The following is a 298-nucleotide window of genomic DNA, read 5'->3' as shown; positions in this document are numbered from 1 at the left end:
ATCGATGCCAACGGCGCCTGGAGCTACATCGGCAACGGCGCCCACAATGAGCTCACCTCTGGCCAGCAGGTGCAGGACCAGTTCACGGTGACCAGCCAGGACGGCACCGCCAGCGGCACCGTGACGGTGACAATCACCGGCACCAATGATGCCGCCACTGTCTCATCGGACTCGAAGTCCGTCACCGAGGCCGACACCGCCGCAGCGCTCAATACCAGTGGCCAGCTCACCATCACCGACGCCGACAGCGGCGAAGCTCATGTCGTGGCGCAAACCAACGCGCACGGGACCTATGGCG

Annotated in this window: 1 protein-coding gene; it reads left to right on the top strand. The window is 65.1% G+C overall.

Translation table 11 applies throughout. The features are described 5' to 3' along the window. The coding region (locus CWO91_RS42505) for a VCBS domain-containing protein (RefSeq protein ID WP_130221205.1) at nt 1-298 on the top strand (298 nt) is incomplete at both ends.

Origin of the sequence: Bradyrhizobium genosp. SA-3 (assembly GCF_004212635.1) — a bacterium.
Classification (GTDB): domain Bacteria; phylum Pseudomonadota; class Alphaproteobacteria; order Rhizobiales; family Xanthobacteraceae; genus Bradyrhizobium.
Note: the sequence above shows the minus strand (reverse complement) of the source record. Positions and strands in the feature narration are given on the sequence as shown.